The sequence below is a fragment of the Arthrobacter agilis genome (genome assembly GCF_030816075.1).
GTDB classification, from domain to species: Bacteria; Actinomycetota; Actinomycetes; order Actinomycetales; family Micrococcaceae; genus Arthrobacter_D; species Arthrobacter_D agilis_E.
The window spans coordinates 1,806,229-1,831,421 of sequence record NZ_JAUSXO010000001.1; the positions used below are offsets into that span (position 1 = coordinate 1,806,229).

Genomic DNA, 25,193 nt, shown 5'->3' on the forward strand with positions numbered 1-25,193 from the left:
TCCGACGACGTCGGCCACGGGTGGGCGAGCCGGTGGGTGGGACACGTCCCGGTCGCGTCCCTCACGCCCGCGGGTGGGCCTGTTCGTAGCTGCGCCGCAGCCGGTCGACGGACACGTGCGTGTAGAGCTGCGTCGTGGCGAGGCTCGAGTGGCCGAGCAGCTCCTGGACGGCGCGCAGATCGGCGCCACCATCGAGCAGGTGGGTGGCCGCGGTGTGCCGGAGCGCGTGGGGCCCGCGCGCTGCCGTGTCACCGAGGGCGTCGAGGGCGTCCTTCACCTGGGTGCGGACCGCGCGCTGATCGATGCGTCCGCCGCGCCGGCCGAGGAAGAGCGCCGGCCCGCTCCTGTCCGTCACCCAGTGCGGGCGGCCGCGCCGGAGCCAGTCGTCGAGAGCGTGCGCCGCGGGCACGCCGTAGGGCACGGTGCGCTCCTTCGAGCCCTTGCCCAGGACGAGGAGGGTGCGCCGCTCGGTGTCGACGTCGTCGATGTCGAGGCCCACCAGCTCACCGACGCGCACGCCCGTGCCGTACAGCACCTCCAGCAGGGCCCGCCGGAGCAGGTCGGAGGGATCTCCTCCGGGACTGCGGTCCTCGAGGTCCTCGAACAGCGCGCCGGCCTGCGGCCGGCTGAGGACGGCGGGAAGGGATCTGGCGCGTTTGGGTGAGCGGAGGCGGAGTGCGGGGTTGGTCGGGACGAGTTCCTCCCGCACGGCCCAGTCCATGAAGGCCCTGACGGAGGCGGCGCGGCGCGCGATGGTGGAGCGGGACAGTCCGGCGGCGTCGAGCGCGCCGAGCCATGCCCTGAAGTGGCGGAGTTCGAGCTGGCCCAGCGCCGACACCCCGGACTGCGCGGCGTGCGCGAAGAACAGCTCGAGGTCCGTGCGGTAGGCGCGGACCGTGTGCACCGAGCGGTTGCGCTCCCGGGTCAGATACAGCTCGAAGTCGCGCGCGGCGGCGTCCAGCGCCGGTGTTCCTGTGTCGTCGTGTGGCATCGTCCCTCCGGTACCAGTATCCCCGCAGGCCCGGAGGGCGCAGCGCATTCGGGGCCGTGCCTTTCAGCCACTGTGGAACGGCGCGGTCACCAGGCCTGCTTCGAGGTCGAGGAGCGCCTTCTTGGTCGCGGGGCCCGCGGCATACCCGACGACCGCTCCGGTGCTGCCGACCACCCGGTGTCCGGGGATGATGACGGACACGGGGTTGGCCCGCACCGCCGCGCCGATCGCCCGCCCCATCCTGGGGTTGCCGAGCTCGCCGGCGATATCACGGTAGCTGCGGCGCTGCCCGTAGGGGATGCCCAGGAGGGCGGACCACACGGATCGCTGGAAGACCGTCCCCCGCAGGTCCACGGGCACGTCGAACGCGCGGCGGAGACCGGCGAAGTACTCCCCCAGCTCCGCTTCCGCCTGCTGCAGGATGACGACGACCGGGTCCGGGGCCGGAGGATCGGTATCGCCGGCGGCACCGGCAGCACCTGCCGGCCGCTCGACGCCTGCCTCCCGGACCGCCTCCTGGGCGGGGCCGGGAGTAACGGGGATGCGGCGCCCGAGGGCGACCGGCGGGGGCATCGGGTGGTGGTCGGCGTGATAGAGACCGACGATTGCCGCACGACCGGCGACCACGTGCAGACCTCCGATCGGTGTGCTGATGTCGAGTTGCCATCGCTCTTCCTCGCCGGCGGGGGTGCTGGTGCGGTTCATGGACATCCTCCTGGTGGTGCTCGGGGTGGTCGGGGTGGTCGGGGTGGTCGGGGTGGTCGGGGTGGTCGGGGACGCGGCGCAGGGAGTCCGCTGCGCCGTGAGGCACGCCTCAGGGTTTCTGCCGGCGCCATCCGCCGGCCGCGCGAACCGCCAGGCCGGCGAGTTCGAGCCGCGCGAGCCCGCTGATGACGTCCCGAGCGGACAGCCCGGCGACGGAGGACAGCTTGTCGACGGTCGTCGAGGCGTGCACGGGCAGGCCGTCGAGGAGCAGCAGGTCGGGGATCCCCAGACCGTCGTGCTCCCGGGCGGGCGTGGCACCCTCCCGCTCCAGGTCCCCCCACGGTTCGGTGCCGAGCCCGCCGGCGAGTTCGACGACATCGGCGGCGTCCGTGACGCACACGGCGCTGCCGTCCCGGAGCAGGCGGTGGCAGCCGGCGGAGTTCGCCGAATGCACGGAGCCGGGTACGGCACCGACCGCGCGGCCCAGGGCTGCCGCATGGTGCGCGGTGTTCAGGGCGCCCGAGCGCCAGCGCGCCTCGACGACCACCGTCACCGCGCTCACGCCGGCGATCAGCCTGTTCCGTTGCAGGAACCTCCATCGGGTCGGCGAACTGCCGGGCGGGACCTCGGAGATCAGCAGCCCTCTCTCCGCGACGGTCCGCAGGAGCTCCTCGTTGCCTGCGGGGTAGTACCTGTCCACGCCGCACGCCAGGAAGGCGATGGTCGGCGGGGACGCCTCGTCGTGCGACGACGCGAGCGCCGCACGATGAGCCTGCGCGTCGATACCGTAGGCGCCCCCCGAGACCACCGAGTAGCCACGGGCGGCCAGTCCTGACGCGATACCGGCCGTCACCGAACCGCCGTAGGCGGTACTGTCCCTGGATCCGACGACCGCGGCCGTCCGGGCCAGTGCCGGGATCTCCTTCCGGCCCCGCACCCACAGGCACAGCGGGGCGGCGAGCCGCAGGTCGTCCAGTGCCTCCGGCCAGTCCTCGGAATCGGGCGTGACCAGCCGTCCGCCGAGCCGTTCGAGGGTCGCGAGGTCCCGCTCGGGTGCGAGGTCGTGCAGGCGCGGACCCCAGCGGGACACGCCGTCCTTCAGGGGATCACGGGGGCTGTCGGGGATGTCGAGGGCATCCCGCAGGAGACGCCGGACCGCGGATCCCGCCGCGATCCCGCCCCCGATGATGCGCAGCGCGTCGACGGGGCCGACGACCGACACCAGTGCCAGTCCGACGCTGTCCGAGGGTTCGAACAGCCGGGAGAGGGACGCCCGGGCGAGCAGGGACTCCGCGACCCCGCTCACGCGGCGCGCTCCTGGATCCGGAACCCGAGCGCCGTGACGACGTCGTCGGGGTCGGGGCGGAGGCGGCCTGCGAGGTCGGAGATCGTCCACGCGACGCGGAGGACCCGGTCCCATCCCCGGGCGCTCACCAGGCCCCTGTCCAGCGCCCTGTCCAGGGACGAGGTCACGGCTCGCGGCAGCGCGAGCTCGCCGCGCAGGATACGCCCCTGGACCTCGGCGTTCGTGGCGTAGTTCCACCGCCGCAGCCTCTCACGCTGGGCTTTCCGCGCATCCGCCACGCGGGCGGCCACGACGGCGGACGTCTCGGCGTCCCGAGCCCCTGCATAGTCCGCGAGGCTCACCCGGTGCACGGCCAGTTGCAGGTCGACACGGTCTAGGAGCGGACCGGACAGGCGGTTGAAGTATCTTCGACGCTGCTGGGCGGTACACATGCACTCGACGCCCTTTCCGCTGGCCAGTCCGCACGGACAGGGGTTGAGTGCGAGGACGAGCTGGAACCTCGCCGGGTAGGACGCGGTCCCCGAGGCCCGGTGGAGGACGAGGCGACCACTCTCGAGGGGCTCCCGCAACGCCTCGAGCACCCGGCGTTCGTACTCGGGGGCCTCGTCGAGGAACAGGATCCCGCGGTGGGCGCGTGACGCCGCGCCGGGCCGCGGGATGCCGCTGCCACCGCCGATGATGGCGGCGGGGGTCGCCGTATGGTGGGGGCTCTCGAACGGGGGCTTGCGGACGAGTTCGGTACAGTGCCGGTCGCCGCTGAGGCTGTGGATCGCGGTCACCTCCATCGCCTGCTCGTCCTCGAGATCCGGCAGGATGCCCGGCAGTCGCTCGGCGAGCATCGTCTTGCCCGCACCGGGTGGTCCGACCATCAGCAGGTGGTGGGAACCGGCGGCCGCGATCTCGAGGGCGAAGCGGGCCTCCTGCTGGCCCGCGATGTCCGACAGGTCCTTCAGCGGCTCGGGCCGTGCGGGCGGGACGCCGGGCGCGGCGCTGTCCGCGGAATCCGGCAGCCGGACCTGCGCGGCGTCGGCTCCGAAGGCCAGGGCCACCGCGGCGAGCGTCCGGAACGAGCGGACCTCGGCCGTGGGCACCAGTGCCGCCTCGGCGGCGTTCTCCTCCGCCACGACGATGCCGTGGTGCCCTGCGCCGGCGGCGGCCATCACCGCCGGCAGCACCCCGCGCACGGGCCGGAGCCGGCCGTCGAGCCCCAGCTCCGCGAGGAAGACCGTACTGCCGCAGCCGCGGACGTCGCCCGCGGCGGACAGCGCCGCCATGACGATCGCGAGGTCGAAGGCCGATCCGCGCTTGGGCAGCGACGCGGGGATGAGGTTCACGGTGATCTTGCGTCGGCTCAGGGGGACGCCCGCGTTCCGGGCCGCCGCCCGGATGCGGTCCTTCGCCTCGTTGAGCGATGCGTCGGGCAGGCCGAGCAGCACGAAGGCCGGCAGTGTCTGGCCGATGTCCGCCTCGACCTCGATGACGTGCCCGTTCATGCCGACGAGGGACACGGCGTAGGTGCGGCCGAGCGCCATCAGATGAGGGCCCGGACGTGCTCGATCCGCGGCGCACCGGAGCCGTCGTCGAGCACGCCGACGGCGTCGATGCGGAATCCGCTGAATCTCAGGTTGTGCGCCCGCGCCCATTTCGAGGCGAGCAGGTACAGCCTCTCGAGCTTGGCGGCCGTGATGGCCTCCAGCGGCTGGCCGAAGTCGTCCGAGCTCCGCGTCTTGACCTCGACGATCACGAGCGTCGACCCGTCGACGGCCACGAGGTCGATCTCCCCCGCGGCGCACCGCCAGTTGCGGTCGACGATCCTCAGTCCTGCCTGGTGCAGGTAGTCCGCGGCCGTCGCCTCTCCGCGACGCCCCAATTGATCCTTGGCCAGCATTGGCCTCACCTCCTCCACCAGAGTCGGGGAATCAGCGGCGGCCCGCCGGGACGACAGCGGCTATGTGGACAACCCCGCGGCCGGGGACGCGAGAGGGCCACGACCGGAGATTGCTGTGGCATGGGCCCGGTCCCACCTCGTACCGTGGTGGGGCGACGTCACGGTGACGCCAGCACGAGCCCGAGGAGGACACAGTGGCGACAGACGATTTCCTACCCAGCGGGAGCGATGCCGACCTGCAGGAACAGGGCGTCCCCGACCAGGCCGGCGACACGGCGTCCGGCGGGACGATCGCGGGCGGCGGGATGGGCGGATCCGAGGCCGACCTCCAGGAGCAGGCGGCCTCGCTGCAGCCCGACGACACGGTGTCCGGCGGAGGGATCGCGGGTGAGGGCACGGGCGGATCCGAAGCGGACCGCCTCGAGCAGGCGGCGGATGTGCCGATCGACGGCGACGACGCGTTCCCCTACGGGGACACGGAGGACAGCCCCACGGCGTGAGCACGAGTCCGCGCCCGCAAGGGTCGGAGGGCGCCCGGGCGCAGGGTCGCCGGTGGAGGCCGGCGACCCTGCCCTGCGTCAGTTGCCGAGCGTGCCGTCCTTCGGGAGCGCGATGTCGTCGGACTTCGACAGCTCCTCCACGTTGACGTCCTTGAAGGTGATCACGCGGACGTTCTTCACGAACCGCGCCGAACGGTAGACGTCCCACACCCAGGCGTCCTGCAGCGTCAGGTCGAAGTACACCTCGCCGTCGGCCGAGCGGGCCTGGAGGTCCACGGTGTTGGCCAGGTAGAACCGACGCTCGGTCTCCACGACGTAGCTGAAGAGCCCTACGACGTCCCGGTACTCGCGGTAGAGCTGGAGCTCCATGTCGGTTTCGTAGTTCTCAAGATCTTCGGCACTCATCCGTTCATCATCCTCCAATTTCCGCGTGTGTCGCGCCGGGCCTGTCCGCACTGCCGAGGCGCCAGGTCTTCCGGTGGTATTCGCTCGGCCCTGCGGCGTCGATGGCCTCGCGGTGCGCCCCGGTGGCGTACCCCTTGTTCCCGTCCCAGCCGAAGGCGGGGTGGCGTCCGGCGAGTTCCACCATCAGGGCGTCGCGTTCCACCTTGGCCAGCACGCTGGCGGCGGCGACGCTCTGGCAGCTCAGGTCGGCCTTGATGCGCGTGTGGACGGGGGCTGTGCAGCCTCCAGGCTCCACGGGCGCGGTGCCGCCGTCGGGCGTGCCGAAGAGCTCTCCCTGGGACCGCGCCGAGAGCCAGTCGTGGTTGCCGTCGAGGATGACCGCGTCCGGGACGACGGTCTCCAGGACGGACGTCCAGGCCCGGGCGCCGGCGGTCCGGAGGGCGGCCATGAGTCCCAGTGCGTCGATCTCGGCCGCGGTGGCGTGCCCCACGGCGCAGGCGACGGACCAGCGGCGGATGCGAGGCACCAGCGCCTCGCGGTGTGCCGGCAGGAGCAGCTTGCTGTCGCGCACGCCGCGGAGGCTCGTCGCGGCGTCGAGGTCGACGACGACGATGCCGACGGAGACGGGCCCGGCCAGCGCTCCCCTGCCCACCTCGTCGCAGCCGGCGATGTACCGGTGGCCGTGGGCGGCGAAGGACCTCTCCACGCTCAGGGTCGGGGTGGCGGTGCGTTTCTTCCGGGGTGCGGTCATGGTCCTGCAGGAGCAGGCGCCGCCGCGGCGTCGGGGACCCCGTCGAAGACGTCCGGGTAGTTGCCGAGGAACCCGATCCGGTTCAGGGGCCAGGCGATGACGGCGGCCTTGCCCTCGATGTCGTCGATGGAGACGAAACCCTCGCCGGGCTTGTCCCGATTGGCGCGGGAGTCCGCGGACGCGTTCCGGTGGTCTCCCATGACCCAGACCCTGCCCTCGGGGACCACCACGTCGAACGGGAGGTCCGAGGGGGTGGCACCGGGGAACAGATAGGGCTCATCGAGCGGTTCCCCGTTGACCGTGAGGCGGCCCTGGGCATCGCAGCAGATCACATGGTCCCCCGGGAGCCCGATGACGCGTTTGACGAGGTGCTGCTGCGACTCGTCCGGGGCGAGTCCGATGAAGACCAGCGCCTCCTTCAGCCAGCTGACCGGCGCGTCGGCCTGGGGTGGCAGCCAGCCCTGCGTGTCGCGGAAGACGACGATGTCCCCGCGCTCGAGGTCGAAGGGCTGCGGGACGAGCTGGTTGACGAAGATGCGGTCGTCGATCTCGAGGGTCTGCTCCATGGATCCCGACGGGATGAAGAACGCCCGGAACAGGAACGTCTTGATGAGGAAGGACAGCACCAGAGCGATCACGACGATCGTCGCGATCTCCTTCAGCCACGCCCCGAAGCCCCTGTCGGCGTCCTTCCTGCGGCGCGAGGAGTCCCCCGCTGCGTTCTCCGCCGAACCGCCGGCGTCGGCGCCCGGTTCGAACGTCTGCGCTGCGGGTGCCTCGGCCCCCGTGGGCGACTTCCTGCGGAAGTTCCGTGCCATGTGAAAGGTTTCCTCTGTGGTCGTGACACCCGGTGCAACCTCCGGGTGCGGTCCTGCGGGTGCGGCATCCGTGCCGCTACGAGGTCGTCGCGGGCCGCTCGATCGGGGCGAACCGGTCAAGTGGCCAGACTAGCTGAAAGGCCCGTCCGATGATCCGATCCTCCGCGATGAGCCCCCCGCCCGGCGCGCCCAGCAGTGAGCGGGAGTCCATCGACGCGGAGCGGTGGTCTCCGAGGAGCCACAGCCGCCCCTCGGGGACGACGACGTCGAACGCCTGCTCGCTGGGCGCGTCGCCCGCGGAGACGTACGGCTCCTCGATCGCCGTGCCGTTGACGGTCAGCCGCCCGTCGTCCGAGCAGCAGGTCACGTGGTCCCCGCCGACGCCGATGACGCGCTTGACGTAGACGGTGTCGCTGCCCGTGAGCCCCAGCCACTGGCCGACGGCTCCGCCGACCCGTTCGGGGAGGCCGCGGGGATCGGTGATGGGGTCGAACGAGCCGCGGCCGTCGAAGACGACGACGTCGCCGCGGCGGACGTCCCCGGGGGTGTCCTCCAGTTTGGTGACGAGCACCCGGTCGCCCTCGGCCAGCAGCGGCTCCATGGATCCCGACGGGATGAAGTACACGTCGACGAGGAAGCCGCGCACGAGTCCCGTGATGAGGACCGCGACGACGACGGCGGAGAACACGAAACGCCAGCCCACGGAATGGGGCCGGCGTTTCGGGTGCTCTCCGGCCGGTGACCGGGAAGCGGGGGTGAACTGCACCAGAGGGGTTACTTGACCGTCTTGGGGTCGCGCTTCTCCTTGATCTTGGCTGCCTTGCCGCGCAGTTCGCGCATGTAGTACAGCTTGGCGCGGCGCACGTCACCCTTGGAGACGACCTCGATGCGGTCGAGGACCGGGCTGTGGACGGGGAACGTACGCTCCACGCCGACACCGAAGCTCACCTTGCGGACCGTGAAGGTCTCGCGGATGCCGTCGCCCTGGCGGCCGACGACGAAGCCCTTGAAGATCTGAACACGGGTGTTCTTGCCTTCGATGATGTTGACGTGGACGTTGACGGTGTCGCCGGCGCGGAAGTCGGGGACGTTGTCGCGGAAGGATCCGGCGTCGACGGAGTCGAGGATATGCATGCTGTTTCTCCTGGTGGACGCCACAGGTCATCCACGTTGGTCACGGCGGGCAAGGACAGGACCGTAGGTCCTGGCAATGCCGCCGAAGCAGGTTTCCCGGCCGATCCGGAAAGTCGGCGGCCGGTGTGCGAACTGTTGGCCGGACACCCCCTGTGGCAGGTCCCGGCCCAGTGGACACGATCTCTGATTATTCCACAGCAGCGCCGCGAACCGCTAATGCGCCGTGCGCGTGAGCCTGCCGTCGACGACGTCGAATCCCGCCGCGCGCAGCGCCGCGAGGTCGGCCTTCGTCAGTGCCGCGGTGTCGACGGCCTCGAGCAGGTCCGGCCGCCGCTCGGCCGTCCGGTGGAACTGCTCCAGGCGCCGCCACTGGGCGATCCGCGCGTGGTTGCCGCTGAGCAGCACCTCGGGGATGTCCCGTCCCCGCCACGACGACGGCTTGGTGTAGACGGGGTATTCGAGCAGCCCGTCGGCGTGCGACTCCTCGAGGAGCGACTCCGGGTTACCGACGACGCCGGGGATGAGCCGGCCCACGGCCTCGACCATCGCGAGGACCGCCACCTCCCCGCCGTTGAGGACGTAGTCGCCGAGGGAGACGGGCCGGACGTCGAACTCCGCGCGCGCCCAGTCGATCGCGCGTTCGTCGATCCCCTCGTACCGGCCGCAGGCGAAGACGAGGTGGTCCAGCTCCGCGAGTTCGTAGGCCATCGCCTGGTCGAAGACCGCCCCGGCGGGCGACGGGACGATGAGCGTGGGCCGGCGCGGGGGCCGCGGGAGCCTCCGCCAGGACGGCTTCGAGCGCCAGGGCCCAGGGCTCGGCCTTCATCACCATGCCGGCTCCCCCGCCGTAGGGCGTGTCGTCGACGGTCCGGTGCCGGTCCGTGGTGAAGGCGCGCAGGTCGTGGACGCGGACGTCGAGCACGCCGTCCTGCCGCGCCTTGCCGATCAGGGACAGCTCGAGTGCGGCCAGGTACTCGGGGAAGATCGAGACGACGTCGATGCGCACTACTCGCGCGCCTCGCCCTCGGCTGCCGCGATGTCGTCGCCGTCGTCGGGCGCCTGGTTGGAGCCGGGGGTGTTCAGGTCGAACAGTCCTGCCGGCGGCACGATGGACACGAAGCCCGCCCCCGGATCGACCTCGGGCACGATCTCGCCCACGAACGGGACGAGGGCCTCGTGGCCGTCGGCCAGCTCGACCACCAGGAGATCCTGGACGGCCATGGTCCGCAGCCCGGTCACCTTGCCCACGGACCGGCCGTCCACCCGGGCGTCGAGGCCCACGAGCTCGTGCTCGTACCAGGCGTCGTCCTCGTCGTCGGCCTCGTCGGTGTCGATGAAGAGCTGGGCGCCGCGCAGCGTCTCGGCCTGGTTGCGGTCGGCGACCTGCTCGAAGCCGACGATCAGGATGTCCTTGTTCCAGCGTGCCCGGACCACGGTCAGCTCCGTCACGGCCGCGCCCTCCACGCGGAAGGTCTCCCCGGCGTCGAACCGGTCCTCCGGCGCGTCGGTGAAGAGCTGCACGGTCACCTCGCCCCGGATGCCGTGGGGCTTGCCGATCCTCGCTACGAGTACGTCCATCGTGGTGCTCCTGCTGTCGTGTCGGTGCTGCGGGGGGGGGGGGTACATGAGATCGGCCCCACCACCATGTCCTGGTGATGGGGCCGATCGGGTTCGTGCCTGTCAGCTCTGGGAGGTGTCAGCCCCGGCGACGGTCGGTGTCGACGACGTCGACGCGCACCGGCTCGCCGTTCGCGAGGGCTGCCACCACGGTGCGCAGCGCGCGGGCGGTCCGGCCCTGGCGGCCGATCACGCGGCCGAGGTCCTCCTGGTGCACGCGCACCTCGAGCGTCTCGCCGCGGCGGTTGTTCTTCGCGGAGACCCGGACGTCGTCCGGGTTGTCGACGATCCCGCGCACGAGGTGCTCCAGAGCTTCGGCCAGCAACTTACTCGGCCTCGGTTGCTTCCGTGGCGGCGTCGTCGCTCTTCTTCGCCTTCGGCGTGATCGCCTCGGGGACGATGACGGAACCCTTCTCGGGAGCCACGAACGACTCCTTGGGTGCCTTGGTCCTCAGGGTGCCTTCCTGGCCCTTGAGTCCCTTGAACTTCTGCCAGTCGCCCGTGATCTTCAGCAGGACGGAGACCTGCTCGGTCGGCTGGGCGCCGACTCCCAGCCAGTACTGGGCACGCTCGGAGTTGATCTCGATGAACGAGGGCTCCTCGGTGGGGTTGTACTTGCCGATCTCTTCGAGGGCACGACCATCACGCTTGGAGCGTGCATCCATGACGACGACACGGTAGAACGGTGCGCGGATCTTGCCCATGCGCTTGAGGCGAATCTTTACGGCCACTTGTGTGGTCACTCCTTGTAAATGAAAAGGGGCGAACCCGTCGTCCTGCTCCCGTGGGGCGGGCCAATCAGAGGGGTTCAAAGGACACAATGCACGCGCAGAGAGAGGGGCTGCACGGATCGAGTACGACTCCATTGTGCCAGACAGGCGTAAATTAGGCGATTCAGGAGCATTCCGGGCGGCCTCCGACGGCGGAGCCCCGACAGCGGCGCGATTCCGACGCACCGGACGCCCGCCCGGCCCGAGGACAACGGAAGAGGACGACACCATGACCGACGTGACACGAACGCTCGACGACATCCGGGTCCCGATCCCGGAGGGCGCTGACGAGGAGGTGGCCGCCGCCGTGACCGGCCTCTACACGGAGGGCGTCATCTCGCGGAAGCAGGCCTTCTCCCGCGAGTGGGCCGAGCAGCTGCGCGAGGACATCGACGCGGCATTCCAGGAAGCCCTCTCCCGCCCGAACGGAGCCGTGGGCCGGGGCCCGAAGCGCTACTACGTGGAGATGCACCCGGAGCAGATGCGGGGCTGGCTCGAACTCGTGGATCACCCGTGGGTGCGCATGGTCTGCGAGTCCGTCCTCGGCCCGGACTACCAGATCGTGGAGCTGGGCTTCGACGTGCCGGGGGCCGGCGCGGTCAACCAGCCGTGGCACCGGGATTTCCCGATGCCGGAGGAGACCCGCACGAACCGGCGCCTGACGTCGCTGGCCTTCAATGCCACGGCGGTGGACACCGAGGAGGACATGGGCCCCTTCGAGGTCGCGCCGACCACCCAGTGGGACCTGCCGGAGGGCTTCGACCACGAGATGTTCCCGCCCAAGGCGGCCTACCCCCGCTACGAGGCGCTGGCGCAGCGGAAGTACCCGAAGATGGGTGACATCTCGGCGCGCTCGGCCCTCACGATCCACCGCGGCACGCGGAACGATTCGCAGAAGTCACGGCCGGTCCTCGTGCTCGGGGTCGATGCTCCGGGAGCAGGCAACGCGGAGCACCACGACATGGCGGTCACCCGCGGGTTCTACGAGCGGTTGCCCCAGCGCGTCCGCGACCACCTCGGGTGCCCGATCGTGGAGACGCTGACCCCGATCACCCAGAAGCACTCGATCGAGGGGCTCATGATGGGCGAGGCCTGACACCGGCGGACGGCGCGTCGACGGCGACCCTCAGGCGGTTGCGCCACGGGTCCTCGAAGCGCAGCTCGGCACCCGTGTGGTGGTTGGCGATCCCGGCGTGGGCGAGGCGGTCGGCGAGGGCCGCCACCTCGTCGGCGGCCGGCACCCGGATGAGGACCTCGCCGAGGCCGAGCGTGTCCCTGCGCGGGCCCGCACCCCTGCTGTTCCACACGTTCATCGCCATGTGGTGGTGGTACCCGCCGGCGGACACGAACAATGCCTGGTCGTGCCAGCCCGCGGTGCGTTCGAACCCGAGCACGTCGACGTAGAAGCGGTGGGCGGTCTCCACGTCGCCCACCTGCAGATGGACGTGCCCCACGGTCGCGCTCCGCGACTCCGCCGAGGACGCCGCGGCCTCCGTGAGGTGTTGTCCGATGTAGTCCCGCGGCGGCAGGGGCAGGCTGCCCATGGTCACCTCGCGGTTGCCCTGTCCGTCCTCGGTCCACGCCCAGGTCTCGCGCGGGCGGTCGAAGTACAGCTCGATGCCGTTGCCCTCGGGGTCGCTGAAGTAGAAGGCCTCGCTGACGAGGTGGTCGGCGCTGCCCACGTACGCGCTTCGGGGGTGGCGTGCCGCGGAGGCGACGGCGGCGGCCAGGTCCGCGCGATCGGGGAAGAGCAGGGCCGTGTGGAACAGGCCCGCCTCGCCGCGGTTCGGCAGGCGCAGGTGGCGGGCCTCCTCGAGGCGGAGCACGGCGCTCCCCTGCCGGCCGAGGACGACGGCGTCGGTGCCGTCCTCGAGCACCGCCAGGCCGAGGGCGGCGGCGTAGTAGGCGGACATGGACGCCAGGTCGCCGACCTTCAGCGTCAGCGTGCCCATGGTGGTGGCGACGGGTAGGAGATCCTGCGCGGACATGTGGCTCCTCGTGGTGCGGAAGTAGGTATCCGGCACAACTGGTTGAAGCTTCAACTTATTCCCAGCAGGGGTCGGCGTACCGGCCGTCAGGCGACGGCATCCAGGCGCGACGCGGCGAGGAACGCCCGGATCAGTCCGGCGCCCTCGTCGGTGTCCTGCGGACGGTGGCCGCCGGGGGCGATGCGGTGGACGGCGCCGGTACCCGCCAGGTACGCGGCCACCTCCTCGTACAGCGGTTCCCACCCGCCCGTCAGGACGAGCGTCGGCACGCCGGGCACGATCGTCAGGGGCGCCTCCCAGGGAGGGCTCTGGAGCCGGAGCCGCGCGACGTCCCGCCGCGCGTCGGCGCTGGCGGGCATCCGCGCGTCCGTGTCGGACTCGCGGCGGACGAAGGCCCGCAGGAAGTCGTCGTCGGACATGGCGGCACGGTCGGCGAACAGGGGCGCCATCCGGGAGATGTAGGCCGCCGTCGCGGGAAGGTCGGCCGTCAGGGACAGGCAGGCGGGCTCGACGAGCGTGAGCGTGCGCACGAGGTCCGGGCGCTCGACGGCGAGCAGCATCGCGCACACCGCACCCTGCGCGTGGGCGACGAGGTGTCCCCCGCCGCCCAGGGCCTCGGCGATGATGGCCTGGTCACGGCCGTGGTCGGTCGGGCACGGCTCCTCGGTCGCGGAGAAGCCGTGCCGGCGCACGTAGAGGCAGTCGTAGTCCAGGGACAGGCCGTGCTGCCGCGGCCATGCCGCGGCACCGAAGGAATCGCCGCCGTGGACGAACACCGCACGCTCGAACGCCATCACTGCCCCTCGGCCCGGGGTCCGGGATGTCCGACCATCAGCTACTTGCCGAGGAACTTCTCGAAGCCCTTGGGGAGGTTCATGGCCGAGGGGTCGAAGTCCGGCTGGCCGCCGAATGCAGCACCCGTGGGTGCGGCGGTGCGGGCGGCCGAACGACGCGCCTCGGCCTCCTGCAGCTCCTGCGCGGCCTTCGCCGGGTTGCCGGAGCGGGGCTTCTTCTTGCCCTTCGCGGCGGCCGCCTTCTTGCGCGGACCACCGAACCCGCCGGGCCCTGCCATGCCGGGCATGCCCGGGATGCCGCCCCCGGAAGCCATCTTCCGCATCATCTTCTGCGCCTGGCCGAAGCGTTCGAGCAGGCCGTTCACCTCGGACACGTGCACACCGGAACCGCGGGCGATCCTCGCTCGGCGGGAGCCGTTGATGATCTTCGGCGCCAGCCGCTCGTGGGGCGTCATCGACCGGACGATCGCCTCGACGCGGTCGATCTCGCGCTCGTCGAAGTTCTCCAGCTGCTCCCGCATGTTGGCGGCACCGGGCATCATCATGAGCATCTTCTTCATGGAGCCCATGTTGCGGATCTGCTGCATCTGGGCGAGGAAGTCGTCGAGCGTGAAGTCCTCCTGGTCGGCGAACTTCTTCGCCATCCGGGCGGCCTCGTCCTTGTCCCAGGACTGCTCGGCCTGCTCGATCAGGGTGAGGATGTCGCCCATGTCGAGGATGCGGGAGGCCATCCGGTCGGGATGGAACAGTTCGAAGTCGCCCAGTCCCTCACCCGTGGAGGCGAACATGACGGGCTTGCCCGTGACGGAGGCGACCGAGAGGGCCGCGCCGCCGCGGGCGTCGCCGTCGAGCTTGGTCAGCACGACGCCGGTGAAGTCCACGCCCTCGTTGAAGGCGAGCGCGGTGTTGACGGCGTCCTGGCCGATCATCGCATCGATGACGAACAGCACCTCGTCCGGGCTGATCGCGGCGCGGATGTCCGCGGCCTGCTGCATGAGCTCGGCGTCGACACCGAGGCGCCCGGCGGTGTCGACGATGACGACGTCGTGCAGGCGGGCGCGCGCCTCGGCGACGCCCTGGCGGGCGACGGCCACGGGATCGCCGGTGGCGGTCTCGAACTCGGAGCTGACGCCGGGGTGCGGGGCGTACACGGGGACGCCGGCGCGCTCACCGTTCACCTGGAGCTGCCGGACGGCGTTCGGGCGCTGGAGGTCGCATGCCACGAGCAGCGGGCTGTGGCCCTGGCCCTTCAGCCACTTGGACAGCTTGCCGGCGAGCGTGGTCTTACCGGCGCCCTGGAGGCCGGCGAGCATGATGACGGTCGGCGGGTTCTTCGCGAGCCTGATGCGGCGGGTCTCACCGCCGAGGATCCCGACGAGTTCCTCGTTGACGATCTTGACGACCTGCTGGCCCGGATTCAGTGCCTGGGAGACCTCGAGGCCGAGCGCGCGCTCCTTGACGGCGGCCGTGAAGGCACGGACCACGGGGACGGCGACGTCGGCGTCGAGCAGGGCGCGCCTGATCTCGCGGACCGTCGCATCGATGTCCGCCTCGGTGAGGCGGCCCTTGCCGCGCAGGTTCTTGAAGGTCGCAGTCAGCCGGTCGGAGAGTGAATTGAACACGTGCCGTGCACTTCTTTCATCGGGAAGTAGAGAGACTCAACTCCCTAGGGTATCAACTGGGGGTCCCGGAGGGTCGACCCCCGGGGCGCCGGGTGCCGGGGGCCGCATCACCCGGGGCGCAACCGGGGCCACGATGCGGGAGTGCAGGACACCCGCGGGGATAAGTGGCAAGGTGAAGAGGTGGACACATCCTCCCTCGCCGAACACGACACCATTCCCGCCGACGCAGAGACGCGCGTCAAGACGCTGCTGATCCTGGGGGCCTCCGGCGACCTGACGGGCCGGCTCCTGCTGCCCGGGCTCGCCCGGCTGATCCGCCTCGGCCGCGCCGACGGGCTGCACCTCGTGGGCGCGGGATCCGACGACTGGACGGACGACCACTGGCGCGAGCGCGTGGGCGGGGCCTTCGCCGCCGCCCTGGAGAAGGCGGACGACCGCGGGCGGGCCGCGCTCGAGCAGGTGCGCGACACCAGCTCCTACCATTTCATCGACGTGACCCAGGACGGGCTGGCCGCCCTCGTGGCGACCCTCGAGGGCCCGGTGGCGATCTACTTCGCCCTCCCGCCCGCCATCAGCCAGAAGGCCTGCAGCGCCCTCGGCCCGGACTCCCTCCCGAAGAGCACGCGCCTGGTGATGGAGAAGCCCTTCGGCACGGACCAGGCGAGCGCCCACCGGCTCAACGGGAAGCTCTCCAGGCTCGTCCCGGAGCAGAACATCCACCGCGTGGACCATTTCCTCGGCAAGGCGACGGTGTTCAACATCCTCGGCCTGCGGTTCGCGAACCGCATCCTGGAGCCGGTGTGGAACAACCTGCACATCGAGAAGGTGGAGGTCATCTTCGACGAGGACCTCGCCCTCGAGAACCGCGCCCGCTACTACGACGGCGCCGGCGCCCTGCGGGACATGATCCAGAGCCACCTGCTCCATGTGATGGCGCTGCTGGCGCTGAACGCGCCGTCGACCCTCCACGAACGGGACCTGCGCGACCACATCGGATCCATCCTCCGGGCGAGCTCCGTGGATCTCGACGAGCCGGGCAGCAGCCGGCGCGCGCGGTACACGGCGGGCACGATCGGCGACCGGCAGATCGTCGACTACACCGCCGAACCCGGCGTCGACGGCGCGAAGGGCACAGAGACGCTCGCCGAGGTCACGGTGTCCATCAACAACGAGCGGTGGTCCGGCGTCCCGTTCGTCCTCCGCTCGGGCAAGGCGCTCGGCGCCAAGCGCAAGGAAGCTGTCATCACCTTCCGCCCCGTCAGCCACCTCCCCACCGGGTTCACCGGACAGGACGCGCCGACGAAGCTCCGCATCGGCTTCGGCCCCGACACGCTGCAGCTCGAGATGGACGTGAACGGGCCCGGCGACATGTTCTCGCTGGACCGGGCGACGCTCAGCGCCGACCTCAACGAGACGGACCTGCTCCCGTACGGCGAGGTGCTCGACGGCGTCCTCGCGGGCGATCCGACGCTCTCCGTGCGGGGCGACACCGCCGAGGACTGCTGGCGCATCGTGGAGCCCGTCCTGGCGGCGTGGTCCGAGGGCCGGGTGCCGCTCGAGGAGTACCCGGCAGGGTCGGACGGCCCCGACGGCTGGCCGTCCTCGCACGGCAGGGCCTGACTCCCGCCCCTCCCCGGCGGTCCGGGCGCCGCCGATCGTCGGCGCTCCCCCATGACCGCCGCACGACGCACGACGCACGACGCACGAGCCACGACGCACGAACGCCCGGCCGGAGTCACTCCGGCCGGGCGTTCCGTCGAACCCGGTTCGGCCCCCGACGTCAGGACCTCGGGGCGCGCGTCCTACAGGGCTGCCTCTCCCCGTTCGCCGGTGCGTACGCGGACGGCTTCCTCGACGGGGATGACCCACACCTTGCCGTCACCGGCGCGGCCGGTGTTGGCGGTGGAGACGAGGACGTCGACGATGTCGGTGACCCAGGCATCCGCGACGAGGACCTCGACACGTGCCTTCTGCAGGAGGTCCACCGTGTACTCGGCACCCCGGTAGACCTCGGTGTGGCCGCGCTGGCGGCCGTAACCGCTGGCCTGGCTGACCGTGAGGCCCTGTACGCCGTAGTTCTCGAGTGCTCCCCGGACACCGTCGAGCTTGTCGGGACGGACGATCGCTGTGACCAGTTTCATGAATGTACGCCCTCCGTGACGTTCTGCTGGGTGGTCTGTGGCTGTGCGGACTTCTGCTGCGCGAACATCTGGTCGGCGAAGGGGTGGAAGGACCCACCCACGCCGAGCCCCCCGAACTCGTAGGCGGTCTCGGCGTGCTCCGAGAGGTCGACGCCGGTGACCTCGCTGTCGGAGCTGATCCGGAAGCCGATGGTCTTGTGGATGGCCAGGCCGATGATCGCGGTCATGACCGCCGACAGGGCGATGGCGATGGCCGCCGCGACCACCTGGGCGACGAGCTGGCCCGGGCCGGCGCCGTAGAACAGTCCGCCGCCCTCGCCCTCGACGGGCATCATGATGAATCCGAGGGACAGCGTGCCGACGATGCCGGCGACGAGGTGGACGGCGACGACGTCGAGCGAGTCGTCGAAGCCCAGGCGGTACTTGATGCCGACCGCGAGGGCGCAGAGCGCCCCCGAGACGATACCGAGGCCCACGGCTCCTACCGGGCTGACGTTGGCGCAGGCCGGCGTGATGGCCACGAGGCCCGCCACGATGCCCGACGCAGCGCCGAGCGACGTCGGCCGGCCGTCGCGGATGCGTTCCGTCACGAGCCAGCCGACCATCGCGGCCGCAGGAGCGGCCATGGTGTTGACCCAGATGAGGCCGGCCTCCTCGGCCGAGCCCGCCGCGCCGCCGTTGAAGCCGAACCAGCCGAACCACAGGAGTGCGGCGCCGAGCATCACGAACGGGATGTTGTGGGGACGCTGCGCGGGGTCCTTGCCGAAGCCCTGGCGCTTGCCGAGGATCAGGGCGAGGACGAGGGCCGCGACGCCGGCGCTGATGTGCACCACGGTGCCGCCCGCGAAGTCGACGGCCTCACCGACGGCCCCGCCGACGGCGCCGTCGGCGCTCAGCAGTCCACCGCCCCACACCATGAAGGCGAGGGGGCAGTACACGGCCGTGACCCAGATGGGGACGAAGAGCGTCCAGGCGCCGAACTTGGCCCTGTCGGCGATGGCGCCGCTGATGAGCGCCACCGTGATGATCGCGAAGGTGGCCCCGTAGCCGGCCCCGATGAGGTCCTCGGTGCCGACGAGGTTCGCCAGGCCGAACGAGGCGAACGGATTGCCGAAGAGCTGCGCGACGCCGTCGCCGCCCGTCATGGAGTAGCCCCAGAGGACCCACACGATGCCCACGAGTCCGACGGCGATGAAGCTCATCATCATCATGTTCAGTGCGGCCTTCGCACGGGTCATGCCGCCGTAGAAGAAGGCGAGGCCGGGGGTCATGAGGAGTACGAGGGCGGCTGAGATCATCACCCAGACGTGACCTGCTGTCAGATCCATCGAACGCTGTCCTTCCGAAGAGGGCGGGGACTTCCCGCTCCTCCAGAATGCGTTGCGCGTGTTTCCGGCTGCTGGGTGGCGCGTTGCGCGCAGGTTACAGGGATTCCGCTCCCGTAAAAGACGCGTGACACCGATGTTTCAGGCAGGTTTCCCGACCGGGAGGGCCGGGGCGGCGACCCTAGTTCAGCAGGGCGTCGACGAAGCCCTCGGCGTCGAACGGCGCGAGGTCGTCAGCACCCTCACCGAGACCGATCAGCTTGACCGGGACGCCGAGGCTCCGCTGGATGGCCACCACGATGCCGCCCTTCGCGGTCCCGTCCAGCTTGGTCAGCACGATGCCTGTGATGTTCACGACCTCGGCGAACACGCGGGCCTGCGTGAGGCCGTTCTGCCCGGTCGTCGCGTCGAGGACCAGGAGGACCTCGTCGACGGTGCCCTGCTTCTCCACGACGCGCTTGACCTTGCCGAGCTCGTCCATGAGGCCCACCTTGTTCTGCAGGCGCCGCGGCGGTGTCGATCAGGACGACGTCGACCTCCTGCTCGATCCCGGCCTTGACGGTCTCGAAGGCGACCGACGCGGGGTCCGCGCCGTCGATGTCGGACTTGACGGTGGGCACACCCACTCGCGCACCCCAGGTGGCCAGCTGCTCGGCGGCGGCGGCGCGGAAGGTGTCGGCGGCCCCGAGGATGACGTCCTTGTCGTCGGCGACCAGCACCCGGGCGAGCTTGCCGACGGTGGTGGTCTTGCCGACGCCGTTGACGCCGACCACCATGACGATGGCCGGCCGGTCGGCATGGCGCTGCGTCGCGAGGGAGCGGTCCATCGACGGGTCGACCAGTTTGACGAGTTCCTCGCGGAGCATGTCCTTGACCTCCGCGGGGTTGCGGCTGCCGGCCACCTTCACCCGTTCGCGCAGCGCGTCCACGAGCTCCATGGTGGGTTCGGTGCCGAGGTCGGCCAGGAGGAGTGTCTCCTCCACCTCGTCCCAGACGTCCTCGTCGATCCTGTCCCGGGACAGCAGGGCGAGGAGACCCTTGCCGAGCGCGTTGTTGGACCGCACCAGGCGGGCACGCAACCGGGCGAGCCGACCCTGCACGGGGTCGACCGTGTCCAGGGCCGGCAGCGCGGGTGCCTCGTCGAGACCGCTGAGGTCGTCCGGGACGAGCTCGTCCGTGGTGACGCCGTCCGGGCGGTCCAGGACGTCCGTGGACGTCGCCCCGTGGGCGGCGCCCGTCACCTGGTCGTCGGGGTCCCGGGGCGAGGAGTACAGCCCGGGCGGCGTGCGGCGGCCGCGCACCAGGAGGACGGCGACCGACCCGATCACGGCGATCGCGAGGATGACGAAGATGACAGGCAGGAGGATGTCGTTCACCGATCCACCTTCTCATACGGGCCGATTGAGCATCCCGCCGGCCGGGTGACAGAATTCAGGGACCATGGCCGGATTCCCTCGCGCGCGCCCCTCTTCCCCCAGCTCCTCCACGCCCGCCGGGCGGCCGGAGCGTGAGCGGATCCCCCGCGAGATCAGGGTGCTCATCGCGGCGGCGTTCGTGATCGCCATCGGGTTCGGCCTGGTGGCCCCGATCCTCCCGCAGTTCGCCCGCAGCTTCGACGTGGGGGTGACCGCCGCCTCGGTCATCGTCAGCGCGTTCGCGCTCACCCGCCTCCTGTTCGCGCCGGCGGGCGGATGGCTGGTGGAGAAGCTCGGCGAGCGCCCGGTGTACATCGTGGGACTGCTGATCGTGGCCCTGTCCACCGCCGCCTGCGCCTTCGCCGGGAACTACTGGCAGCTCCTGGTCTTCCGCGGCCTCGGCGGCATCGGGTCGACCATGTTCACCGTGTCGGCCATGGGACTGATCGTGCGGCTCGCACCGCCGTCCATCCGGGGTCGCGTCTCGGGGGCCTACGCCACCGCCTTCCTGCTCGGCAGCATCGGCGGGCCGATCATCGGCGGGCTGCTCGCGGGGCTCGGCCTGCGCGTGCCGTTCCTCGTCTACGCGGGAGCCCTCCTCGTCGCGTCGGCGGTGGTGTTCTTCCAGCTCAAGGGGACCTCGCTCGCCGAGCGCCAGGCGGGCCGGGACACAGCCCCCCTGACCGTCCGCGAGGCGGTGAAGGACTCCGCCTACCGGGCGGCCCTCGTGTCCAGCTTCGCCAACGGCTGGTCCTCCTTCGGCATCCGGATGGCCCTGGTGCCGCTCTTCGCCTCGGCCGTACTGAGTGCCGGGCCGCAGATCGCCGGCATCTCGCTCGCGTTCTTCGCCGCCGGGACCGCGCTCGCCCTGACGGTCTCCGGCCGCCTCGCCGACACCGTCGGCCGGAAGCCCCTCGTGATCACCGGGCTGCTGGTCAACGGCGCCGCCATGGCGGCGCTCGGCTACTCGGGCACCGTCGTCGTGTTCCTGGCGATCTGCGTCGTCGGCGGGATCGGGACCGGGCTGCTGAACCCGGCGCAGCAGGCCGCCGTCGCGGACGTCATCGGCAACGGGCGCAGCGGCGGGAAGGTGCTCGCAGGCTTCCAGATGAGCTCCGACCTCGGCGCGATCTTCGGACCCCTTGTCGCCGGCGTCATCATCGACCGGCTGTCCACCGGCTCCTACGACCTCGCCTTCGTGGTGACGGGCGCCCTGGCCGTCGTCGCCGCGGCGGTGTGGCTCGGTTCCCGCGAGACCCTACCCGCGCAGGAACGCACGGCAGCGCCCTAGCGGAGGGCCGGTTCCGCCTCGGCATCGAGGCGCTGGCTGATCACGGTGGACACGCCGTCGCCGCGCATGGTGACGCCGTAGAGCGCGTCGGCGACCTCCATGGTGCGCTTCTGGTGCGTGATGATGATCAGCTGGCTCGACTCCCGCAGCTCCCTGAAGATGGTGATCAGCCGGCCCAGGTTCGTGTCGTCGAGGGCGGCCTCCACCTCGTCCATGACGTAGAACGGCGAGGGCCGGGCCTTGAAGATCGCGACGAGCAGGGCCACGGCCGTCAGTGAGCGCTCCCCGCCGGAGAGCAGCGACAGGCGTTTGATCTTCTTGCCCGCGGGCCGCGCCTCGACCTCGATCCCGGTGGTGAGCATGTCCGTGGGGTCGGTGAGGACGAGCCTGCCCTCGCCGCCCGGGAAGAGGGTGGCGAAGACGCGCTCGAACTGCTCGGCCGTGTCGCGGTAGGCGGCGGTGAAGACCTGCTCCACGCGTTCGTCGACGTCCCGGATGATGTCCAGGAGATCCTTCCGGGTGGCCTTGAGGTCGGCCAGCTGCGTGCTGAGGAACTGGTGCCGCTCCTCGAGGGCCGCGAACTCCTCCAGCGCCAGGGGGTTCACCTTGCCGAGCGCCGCGAGGTCCCGTTCGGCCCGCTTCAGCCTCTTCTCCTGCTGCTCGCGCACGAACGGGACGCCCACCGGCACCGGCCGGCCGTCGTCGTCGACCGGGGCCCTCAGCTCGGCCCACTTGTCCTCCGGCGCCGCGTCCGAGGGCACGGGCAGGTGGGGGCCGAACTCGTCGACGAGGTGGTCCGGCGTCAGGCCGAGCTCCTCGATGGCGCGATCCTCCAGTGCCTCGATCCGCAGCCTCTGCTGGGTGCGGGCGAGTTCGTCGCGGTGCACGGAGTCGGTCAGCCGCGCGAGGTCGACGGCGAGGTCCGCGGCGGCCCTGCGCACCTCCTGGAGTTCCCTGTCCTGCTGGTCGCGCAGGCCCTCGGCGGCATCGCGCTGCTCGGCGGCCGCGGCCACCGAGGCGGTGGCCGCCCGTTCGGCCTCGCGTGCTGCCCGGGCGACTGCGGCGGCCTTCCGTGCCTGGGCCGCTCGGATGCGCGCCTTCTCGGCCGCCTGCTCCCGGGCCCGGCGCTCGGACTGGGCGGCGCGCTCGAGGGAGGCGGCCCGGTTGGCCAGGGCGGAGAGCTGCTCCTCCCGGCTGCGGAGTGCGAGCCGGGCCTCGAGTTCTGCCTGCCGCGCCTCGACGGCGGCGCGCTGCAGGGCGTCCCGCTGTTCGGTGGACGGCTCGGCGTCGACGGGCTGGTCCTGCAGGTCCTTCAGCCGCCGGGCGGCCTCCTGCAGTCTCGACTCCTCCTGGACGAGGTTCGCCTCGGCCGCGCGGACGAGGGCTGCGAGGCGCACGGCCTCGCCGGAGGCGGACCGGAGGTTCGCGTTGAGCTGCCCCAGTTTCTCGGCGACGGCCGCCATGCGGGCGTCGGACTCGTGCAGGCGCTCGAGAGCGGCGTCCACGCGCTGCTGGGCTGCCTGCCGGCGGGCGTCCACCGCGGACAGCCTGAACCGCAGGCGTTCGGTCGTGGCGACGGCCTCCGCGAGCTTTACCCCGGTCTCCTCGGCCGCGGCATGCAGCTCGAGGTAGCCCGCGGCCCCGGGCGTCCCGCCGCGTGCGGTGTGCCGGGACAGGACGTCGCCCTCGCGGGTGACGGCGATCGTCGCCGACCCCGCCTCCACGATGGCTGCGGCCTCTGCCAGGTCGGCGACGACGACGACGCCGGCGAGGAGTTCCTCGACGGCGGGCCGGACCGCGTCGGGCACCGCGACCACGGAGAGCGCGGGGACCGGGACGTCCTCCTGCACCGGCGTCGCCTCCGGACGGTCCTTCTGCTGCGGTCCGGACGGACGGTCCCCCGCCACGCCCGGTGCGACGACGATCGACACCTGCCCGGCGTCGTCGTGCTTGAGGAGCTCCAGCGCCCGCACCGCCACCGTGACGCTGTCGACGGTCACGGCGTCCGCCGCGTGGGCGAGGGCCGCGGCGATCGCCTTCTCGAAGCCGGCTGCCACGTGGAGGAGCCGCGCCAGCGGCGCGGACACGCCCTCGAGCCCTGCCGCGAGGAGCGCCTCCGAGCCGTCGCGCTGCTGCAGGCCCTCGCGCTGCGCCTCGAGCCGCGCAGCGAGGGCGCCGCGCTCCCGTTCGGCCGCACGTTCCTCCTCGACGAGCGCGGCCCGCTCCCCGGTGACAGTGTCCAGGAGGGCTGACGCGTCCTCGTGCTCGGCGTCGAGCCCCTCCTCCCCCTCCTCCGCTCCGGCGACCTGGCCCTCGAGCGCGGCGAAGTCCCGTTCGGCCGTGCGCCGCCGTTCCTCGGCCGCCGTGACCGATCCGCGGAGGCGGCCGAGTTCGGCGACGGCCGCCTCGACGCGTGAGCGGGCCGCGCCCACGGTTCCCGCGAGCCGTGCGTCGCCTTCGCGCCGGTCGGCGGCTGCACGGAGCAGGCGCGCGAGCCGCGCGTCCTCCGCAGCCGATGCCCCCTCGGCGTCGCGGCGGGCGGCGAGGGTCGCCTCGAGGGCGTGCGTGAGCGTCGCGACCTCCTCCTGCAGTCCCTCGACCTCGGTCCTGACCCGTGCGGCCTGCCGGTCCAGGTGATCGGGGTCGCGGCCCTGGTCGGGTTCGGCGCCGCCCTGCCCGAGGAGGTGCCCGCGGTCCTCCGCGCGGGCGGCGAGCGCGGCGAGCTTCTCCCGGACGCTGGACAGTGCATACCAGGTCTCCCGGGCACGGTTCAGGGCCGGGACGGACGCGGCAGCGGCACGCTCGAGGTGCGCCTGGCGTGCCTGGGCGGCGCCGAGCGCCGTCTCGGCCTCCTCGCGGCGCGCCTGCAGCGCCGCCTCGGCAGCGGTGTCACGGTCGAAGCCGGCCCGCAGGGTGACGAGTTCGTCGGCGAGCAGGCGCGACCGTGCGTCCCGGACGGCGAACTGAACCTGCTGCGCACGGCGGGCCACCTCGGCCTGCTTCCCGAGGGGCGTCAGCTGCCGCCGCAGTTCGGCGGTCAGATCGGACAGCCGCGCCAGGTTCGCCTGCATGGCATCGAGCTTCCGCACGGTCTTCTCGCGGCGGCGGCGGTGCTTGAGGATCCCGGCGGCCTCCTCGATGAAGCCGCGCCGGTCCTCGGGGGTGGCGTGCAGCACCTTGTCCAGCTGGCCCTGGCCGACGATGACGTGCATCTCCCGCCCCAGCCCGGAGTCGGAGAGCAGCTCCTGGATGTCCAGGAGCCGGCAGTGCCTGCCGTTGATCGCGTACTCGGAGCCGCCCGCCCGGAAGAGGGTGCGGCTGATGGTGACCTCGGTGTACTCGATGGGGAGGGCACCGTCGCTGTTGTCGATGGTGAGCGACACCTGGGCCCTGCCCAGCGGTGCGCGGCCCGAGGTGCCGGCGAAGATGACGTCCTCCATCTTGCCGCCGCGCAGGGTCTTGGCGCCCTGCTCGCCCATCACCCAGGCGAGTGCGTCCACCACGTTGGACTTGCCGGAGCCGTTGGGCCCCACGACGGCTGTGACGCCGGGTTCGAAGTCGAAGGTGGTCGCCGAGGCGAAAGACTTGAACCCTCGCACGGTTAGACTCTTCAGGTGCACGGTGTCAGGATCTCCAGGTGGTGAGGGACCTCCCTAATCTACTGGAACCCACCGACGGTGCAGGGCATCGGTACCACCACGGGGCGGCGGTCGGCCGGCGCGGGGCGCCTAT

General features: G+C 71.5%; 23 protein-coding genes and 2 pseudogenes. 4 read left to right on the top strand and 21 right to left on the bottom strand.

Annotated features, from left to right (window positions below):
* Window positions 1–61: 61 nt before the first annotated feature.
* The 5 genes from QFZ50_RS08325 to QFZ50_RS08345 form a co-directional block, all read right to left on the bottom strand.
* On the bottom strand, window positions 62–991 hold the full coding sequence (locus QFZ50_RS08325) for a tyrosine recombinase XerC (RefSeq protein WP_307083319.1): 930 nt from the start codon (window positions 989–991) through the stop codon (window positions 62–64).
* 63 nt (window positions 992–1,054) lie between these two features.
* Window positions 1,055–1,696, bottom strand: coding sequence for a methylated-DNA--[protein]-cysteine S-methyltransferase (locus QFZ50_RS08330; protein WP_307083321.1), 642 nt, complete (start codon window positions 1,694–1,696; stop codon window positions 1,055–1,057).
* A gap of 109 nt (window positions 1,697–1,805) precedes the next feature.
* Window positions 1,806–3,002, bottom strand: coding sequence for a DNA-processing protein DprA (dprA, locus tag QFZ50_RS08335; RefSeq protein WP_307083323.1), 1,197 nt, complete (start codon window positions 3,000–3,002; stop codon window positions 1,806–1,808).
* Window positions 2,999–4,534 carry a YifB family Mg chelatase-like AAA ATPase gene (locus QFZ50_RS08340; protein ID WP_307083325.1) on the bottom strand — a complete coding sequence of 512 codons (1,536 nt, stop codon included), beginning with the start codon at window positions 4,532–4,534 and terminating at the stop codon, window positions 2,999–3,001. Before QFZ50_RS08340 ends, dprA begins: the two co-directional genes overlap by 4 nt.
* Complete coding sequence (locus tag QFZ50_RS08345; protein WP_373462255.1) at window positions 4,534–4,890, bottom strand: YraN family protein; 357 nt, start codon at window positions 4,888–4,890, stop codon at window positions 4,534–4,536. Before QFZ50_RS08345 ends, QFZ50_RS08340 begins: the two co-directional genes overlap by 1 nt.
* 194 nt (window positions 4,891–5,084) lie before the next feature.
* Here QFZ50_RS08345 and QFZ50_RS08350 point away from each other — a divergent pair, with 194 nt between their 5' ends.
* Window positions 5,085–5,390: a hypothetical protein gene (locus QFZ50_RS08350; protein WP_307083329.1), complete on the top strand. Its 306-nt coding sequence runs from the start codon at window positions 5,085–5,087 to the stop codon at window positions 5,388–5,390.
* A gap of 78 nt (window positions 5,391–5,468) precedes the next feature.
* Here the strand turns inward: QFZ50_RS08350 and QFZ50_RS08355 are convergent, their stop codons facing one another.
* The 9 genes and pseudogenes from QFZ50_RS08355 to rpsP form a co-directional block, all read right to left on the bottom strand.
* Window positions 5,469–5,795: a DUF2469 domain-containing protein gene (locus tag QFZ50_RS08355; protein WP_105031007.1), complete on the bottom strand. Its 327-nt coding sequence runs from the start codon at window positions 5,793–5,795 to the stop codon at window positions 5,469–5,471.
* Window positions 5,796–5,802: 7 nt separating this feature from the next.
* The gene (locus QFZ50_RS08360; protein WP_307083332.1) at window positions 5,803–6,546 is read right to left on the bottom strand and encodes a ribonuclease HII; all 744 of its coding nucleotides are present in this window, start codon (window positions 6,544–6,546) and stop codon (window positions 5,803–5,805) included.
* Window positions 6,543–7,364: a signal peptidase I gene (gene lepB / locus QFZ50_RS08365; RefSeq protein WP_307083333.1), complete on the bottom strand. Its 822-nt coding sequence runs from the start codon at window positions 7,362–7,364 to the stop codon at window positions 6,543–6,545. The genes QFZ50_RS08360 and lepB (QFZ50_RS08365) overlap by 4 nt, the downstream gene beginning before the upstream one ends.
* 76 nt (window positions 7,365–7,440) lie before the next feature.
* The gene (lepB, locus tag QFZ50_RS08370; RefSeq protein WP_307083334.1) at window positions 7,441–8,130 is read right to left on the bottom strand and encodes a signal peptidase I; all 690 of its coding nucleotides are present in this window, start codon (window positions 8,128–8,130) and stop codon (window positions 7,441–7,443) included.
* Between the two features lie 8 nt (window positions 8,131–8,138).
* A complete protein-coding gene (gene rplS, locus QFZ50_RS08375) occupies window positions 8,139–8,498 on the bottom strand; it encodes a 50S ribosomal protein L19 (protein ID WP_104166690.1) in 360 nt (119 codons plus the stop codon).
* Between the two features lie 213 nt (window positions 8,499–8,711).
* Window positions 8,712–9,504: pseudogene (gene trmD / locus QFZ50_RS08380) on the bottom strand (tRNA (guanosine(37)-N1)-methyltransferase TrmD).
* The gene (gene rimM, locus QFZ50_RS08385; protein WP_307083335.1) at window positions 9,504–10,076 is read right to left on the bottom strand and encodes a ribosome maturation factor RimM; all 573 of its coding nucleotides are present in this window, start codon (window positions 10,074–10,076) and stop codon (window positions 9,504–9,506) included. The pseudogene trmD and the gene rimM overlap by 1 nt, the downstream one beginning before the upstream one ends.
* A gap of 118 nt (window positions 10,077–10,194) precedes the next feature.
* Complete coding sequence (locus QFZ50_RS08390) at window positions 10,195–10,440, bottom strand: RNA-binding protein (protein ID WP_104050540.1); 246 nt, start codon at window positions 10,438–10,440, stop codon at window positions 10,195–10,197.
* A gap of 1 nt (window position 10,441) precedes the next feature.
* Window positions 10,442–10,846, bottom strand: coding sequence for a 30S ribosomal protein S16 (gene rpsP, locus QFZ50_RS08395; protein WP_307083337.1), 405 nt, complete (start codon window positions 10,844–10,846; stop codon window positions 10,442–10,444).
* Window positions 10,847–11,114: 268 nt separating this feature from the next.
* Here rpsP and QFZ50_RS08400 point away from each other — a divergent pair, with 268 nt between their 5' ends.
* Complete coding sequence (locus tag QFZ50_RS08400) at window positions 11,115–11,981, top strand: phytanoyl-CoA dioxygenase family protein (RefSeq protein WP_307083338.1); 867 nt, start codon at window positions 11,115–11,117, stop codon at window positions 11,979–11,981.
* On the opposite strand, the gene QFZ50_RS08405 is transcribed toward QFZ50_RS08400, so the two are convergent.
* From QFZ50_RS08405 to ffh, 3 genes are all read right to left on the bottom strand, one after another.
* A complete protein-coding gene (locus QFZ50_RS08405; RefSeq protein ID WP_307083340.1) occupies window positions 11,962–12,873 on the bottom strand; it encodes a VOC family protein in 912 nt (303 codons plus the stop codon). The two genes, QFZ50_RS08400 and QFZ50_RS08405, sit on opposite strands and share 20 nt — an antisense overlap.
* Window positions 12,874–12,959: 86 nt before the next feature.
* Complete coding sequence (locus tag QFZ50_RS08410; RefSeq protein WP_307083342.1) at window positions 12,960–13,667, bottom strand: alpha/beta fold hydrolase; 708 nt, start codon at window positions 13,665–13,667, stop codon at window positions 12,960–12,962.
* Window positions 13,668–13,708: 41 nt separating this feature from the next.
* Window positions 13,709–15,289, bottom strand: coding sequence for a signal recognition particle protein (gene ffh, locus QFZ50_RS08415; RefSeq protein ID WP_307083344.1), 1,581 nt, complete (start codon window positions 15,287–15,289; stop codon window positions 13,709–13,711).
* Between the two features lie 180 nt (window positions 15,290–15,469).
* On the opposite strand from ffh, the gene QFZ50_RS08420 reads away from it, so the two are divergent.
* Window positions 15,470–16,909, top strand: a complete 1,440-nt coding sequence (locus QFZ50_RS08420) for a glucose-6-phosphate dehydrogenase (RefSeq protein ID WP_307083346.1) — start codon at window positions 15,470–15,472, stop codon at window positions 16,907–16,909.
* Between the two features lie 182 nt (window positions 16,910–17,091).
* On the opposite strand, the gene QFZ50_RS08425 is transcribed toward QFZ50_RS08420, so the two are convergent.
* The 3 genes and pseudogenes from QFZ50_RS08425 to ftsY all read right to left on the bottom strand — a co-directional run bounded on the left by QFZ50_RS08425 (window position 17,092) and on the right by ftsY (window position 20,131).
* Complete coding sequence (locus QFZ50_RS08425) at window positions 17,092–17,430, bottom strand: P-II family nitrogen regulator (protein ID WP_043445797.1); 339 nt, start codon at window positions 17,428–17,430, stop codon at window positions 17,092–17,094.
* Window positions 17,427–18,758 carry an ammonium transporter gene (locus tag QFZ50_RS08430; protein WP_307083350.1) on the bottom strand — a complete coding sequence of 444 codons (1,332 nt, stop codon included), beginning with the start codon at window positions 18,756–18,758 and terminating at the stop codon, window positions 17,427–17,429. The genes QFZ50_RS08425 and QFZ50_RS08430 overlap by 4 nt, the downstream gene beginning before the upstream one ends.
* A gap of 178 nt (window positions 18,759–18,936) precedes the next feature.
* A pseudogene (gene ftsY, locus QFZ50_RS08435) lies at window positions 18,937–20,131 on the bottom strand (signal recognition particle-docking protein FtsY).
* Between the two features lie 64 nt (window positions 20,132–20,195).
* On the opposite strand from ftsY, the gene QFZ50_RS08440 reads away from it, so the two are divergent.
* Window positions 20,196–21,461: an MFS transporter gene (locus QFZ50_RS08440; protein WP_307083352.1), complete on the top strand. Its 1,266-nt coding sequence runs from the start codon at window positions 20,196–20,198 to the stop codon at window positions 21,459–21,461.
* On the opposite strand, the gene smc is transcribed toward QFZ50_RS08440, so the two are convergent.
* On the bottom strand, window positions 21,458–25,081 hold the full coding sequence (gene smc / locus QFZ50_RS08445; protein ID WP_307083355.1) for a chromosome segregation protein SMC: 3,624 nt from the start codon (window positions 25,079–25,081) through the stop codon (window positions 21,458–21,460). The genes QFZ50_RS08440 and smc overlap by 4 nt on opposite strands.
* Between the last annotated feature and the right edge of the window lie 112 nt (window positions 25,082–25,193).